Source organism: Sodalinema sp. (assembly GCF_046483825.1).
In the GTDB taxonomy this organism is placed as follows: domain Bacteria; phylum Cyanobacteriota; class Cyanobacteriia; order Cyanobacteriales; family Geitlerinemataceae; genus Sodalinema.
Window position 1 is genome coordinate 1 of the sequence record NZ_JAWOCL010000088.1, and the last position, 2996, is coordinate 2996.

General features: G+C 50.2%; 3 protein-coding genes. 1 reads left to right on the forward strand and 2 read right to left on the reverse strand.

Features of this window, described 5'->3' with window-relative positions; all coding sequences use genetic code 11:
- Window positions 1–365: 365 nt before the first annotated feature.
- Both R6U67_RS05890 and R6U67_RS05895 read right to left on the reverse strand, forming a co-directional pair.
- Entirely contained in the window at window positions 366–1022 is a 657-nt protein-coding gene (locus R6U67_RS05890; RefSeq protein WP_410251680.1) for an alpha/beta hydrolase, read from the reverse strand.
- 15 nt (window positions 1023–1037) lie between these two features.
- Window positions 1038–1781, reverse strand: a complete 744-nt coding sequence (locus R6U67_RS05895; protein ID WP_410251681.1) for an alpha/beta hydrolase — start codon at window positions 1779–1781, stop codon at window positions 1038–1040.
- Between the two features lie 933 nt (window positions 1782–2714).
- On the opposite strand from R6U67_RS05895, the gene R6U67_RS05900 reads away from it, so the two are divergent.
- The coding region (locus tag R6U67_RS05900) for a cytochrome ubiquinol oxidase subunit I (RefSeq protein WP_410251682.1) at window positions 2715–2996 on the forward strand (282 nt) is incomplete at its 3' end.

Here is a 2996-nt window from a genome sequence, read left to right on the forward strand (position 1 = left end):
CTCTGCCTTCTGAGGCGGTTTGGCGTTTTAAGTTTTGTTGCAGGGAACAGGGAACAGGGAACACCGGAACTGAGAACACCGGAACTGGGAACACCGGAACTGGGAACAGGGAACACCGGAACTGGGAACAGGGAACACCGGAACTGGGAAGGGGCGTTCATTTATCGCCTTTTTCGGGCAATTGGCAAAAATCCCGACGTTCCACATTAGAACATCGGGATTCTGAATTATGTAGATATACAGTCAGAACAGATAGGACATTAATAACGTCTGAAACTTTTTTCTAACTAGCATTTTATGCTGGTCAAATGCCCATGTTTAACTGTCCATTATTGGAGTCAGTCGTGGCGACTCATCTCAAGGAATTAGTCGCGTTGGGCCGGTTCACAGACGAAACTATCAATCAAGTCTTGTGCAACGGCGATCGGACCGGCGAGGCGATCGCCAAGGTCGTTAACCACATTAACCACATCGCGAGCATTTCCCTCCAAGGTCAGACCATCAATATACAAGTCTGGGGTGGGATAGTTTTGCAGGAACTGCAACAGAGAAATCCGGCCATCATCACTCACCGAATTGATAAATGCCGCCCGCAGGGATTGAATTTCTGCGACCTTGGCGCGGTTGTGAAAGACCTGTCCCATTTGGAACAAAACATACTCTCCGGGGAGAGTATAGGTCACATCGTCAATGAATCGTAAGCTGACGCCAACCTCTTGAGTCAAGATTGACTGTAACTCTTCTCCCGTCAGATCGGCTTGATTGGCAACAAACCGCAGCACCGAAGCATCACGGGGAATGACTCCAGTTGCGGCCACTTCTTCTAATTGTGAGATCGGGATATTACGATCAGCTGGCCCGTAGGTGACCACTAGACGTTGAGCCGCCGTAACCGGCTCCATTCCCAGTGCGGATACAATCAGTCCCGCTCCTAGGCCACAAAGGGTTGCCCAATATCGCCGAGGTGCAGATGGCTTGGGGGCGCAAGCACGCTTCTGGCCGAGACCATTTTGATTTAACATAACAACCTCTGGGGTTTAGTGGACAGGAGTTTGAGCAAATTGCGAGTCAGAGGGTTCTAAGACTAAGCCAGACTCAGAGACATTCACTTGTAGACCTGTCTGCGTCTCCAAGGTCGAGGCGCTTTCGCTGTTGGCAGGCCCCTGGCTTTGCTCGCGAGGTTCGCAGACAAAGTCTTGCAACAAGTCGCGAATCACGTTTAGAGCCGGTTCAATCTGGTTGACGAAGAGATCGACATCCCGAACGACGCCTTCGAGTCCAGTGGCATTGACTCGTACGACGTCGTCGGGATAGGCTTCGAGGAGGGTCAGGAAGGAGACAAACTCGTTGGTCTCATAGACGTTAATCAGAGCGCTACGCAAGGAGTCGATATCGTCGGTATCGTCAGCGTTGCTGATGACACGGTTGAGTTGCAGAACCACAAACTCACCGGTGCTGCTGTTGAGGAAACTGGCGATGTCTTGGCGCAAACGAGAACTCAAGCGCACTTCTTCAGTCAGAGCGTCTTGTAAGACATTCAGCACGTCGTCGGCCGCTTCTTGCAGGAGATCTTCTTGGTCCATCAAGAGTTGTTCGAGTTCGGGCAGGTCTCCCGTGCGGCCGAAGTTGATGATATCGTCGAGGGTGACGGTGACTTCGTCTTGGTTGTAGCGGATGATGATGGTTTCGAGGGCTTCAGCAGGAGCGCTCCAGAGGAGGAGTGCGGCTCCGGCACCGGCGGCTAGGGTACGACCGAGCGATCGCGATACAATGTTTGTCATGGTTTGAAATGGGGTGCGGATGGGTTTCATGATGCTACCGTGTTTGAAAAGTCAGATCTCAATTGGGCTTGTTACCGCAGCGTGTCGGTTTGAGTCTATATCTGGCTCTCTCAAAAGTCAATCAAGTTGCCGAAACATATTAGAAATTAGCAGCATTCTTCCACCTTAAGCCTGTGACACTTGTGCAACTGCCTTCTTTCAACGGCTAAAATCAAGATAATTCGGGGAATTTGGGAACTTTTAAGCAATGCTTATCGTCTCAGTTTTGCCCCAACGGCTCGAATATGACGATTTTGGCGCTTCTCCCAAGACGACCCCCGATGGCGATCGCACCTCACCGGCCTCGTCTCCTCCATGCTAATGGCTGAGTCCTGCTAGACCCTTAAGAATAGACAATTGATTATAGCTAAGCCCTGTCTAGGCTGGGTCTTTCAGATAAAAAACGTCCTATTTCATCGGTCTGTATTTAGAAATATCCACGTGAACAGATCCAGTGCCACTCCCCCTGAGCGTCCCCCTGAATTGCGACGATAAAAACCGAATTTGACTAGCATAGTTTTAAGAAAAATACAAGTAAAACAGGCAAAAAAATGGTGCGGCGATTGATGCGATCGCCACCCACTCAAAACCGTCAATTCAACTCATCAACAACCGTAGAATACCGCAATAAAATCCTTAGACCCCCCTCAAACTATCCTCCCGAACCTCCCGACCATCCATGGGTCATGCCAGTCTTGACCCCTAACTCTAAACCGCCATCAACCCAGTCCAATCCTGCATCCTCAGCCCGCAAGAAGAGTTAACCCCGCGAGATTTTGATGAAATTCGGACATCTTTGACCAGCCGTCGTTCCATTTTCCCATAGGTTTGCGATATAACAAATACGGGAGATATTGTCCCACCCGCTGCACGCCTCATCCAAGAATTAAGATTATGGAGTTTCTCCAAGACACCCTAGTGTTATCGCGGCTACAATTTGCCTTAACCGCGATTTTTCATATGCTTTGGCCCATCCTCACCACAGGAATGGCCATTTACCTGGTTATCGTCGAGGGACTCTGGTTACGAACCCGTAACCCCGACTATTACCACCATGCTCGGTTTTGGGCTAAACTCTACGTCCTCAACTTCGGTATCGGCGTCGCCAGTGGCGTTCCCATGGAATTTCAATTTGGAACCAACTGGGGTCCCTTTTCCGAAGCCCTCGGCGACTTC